1 protein-coding gene is annotated in these 546 nt (G+C 65.9%); it reads right to left on the bottom strand.

Going from position 1 to position 546, the window contains the following annotated elements:
* On the bottom strand, window positions 1–546 hold a 546-nt coding region (locus J5M56_RS24055; protein WP_207937949.1), incomplete at both ends, for an AMP-binding protein.

The raw sequence follows: 546 nt of genomic DNA, 5'->3' as shown, positions 1-546 counted from the left end.
CGACGAGGCGTTTCTCGCCGGCAGGCGAACCCGAGTCGCGCGCCAACACCACCGTCTCGCGCACGCCCGCCACCTTCGCCAGTTGCGCCTCGATCTCCCCCAACTCGATCCGAAAACCGCGTATCTTCACCTGGAAATCGTTTCGACCTAGATACTCCAGACTCCCGTCCGTGCGCCAACGCGCCAAATCTCCCGTCTTATAGAGTCGACCGCCCGCCACGAACGGATCGTCGACGAACCGCTCCCGCGTCAGCTCCGGCCGGTTCAGATACCCTCGCGCCACCTGCACGCCGCCGATATACAGTTCCCCCGCCACTCCTCGCGGCACCGGCTGGCCATACCCGTCCAATACGTAGATCCGCGTGTTCGCGATCGGCCGACCGATCGGCACCGACGCGCCCCCTTCTTCCGCATCGCACGCCCACGCCGTCACGTCCACCGCCGCTTCCGTCGGACCGTACAGATTGTGCAAGCGCGCATCCGGCAAGCAACGATAGAAGCGCTTCACCAGCGACGGCGGCAGCGCCTCTCCGCTGCACATCACCC

It is taken from the genome of Pseudomonas sp. 51_B (assembly GCF_017491595.1).
Classification (GTDB): domain Bacteria; phylum Pseudomonadota; class Gammaproteobacteria; order Pseudomonadales; family Pseudomonadaceae; genus Aquipseudomonas; species Aquipseudomonas promysalinigenes.
The sequence above is the reverse complement of the archived record's forward strand: the minus strand, read 5'-3'. Positions and strand labels throughout refer to the sequence as shown.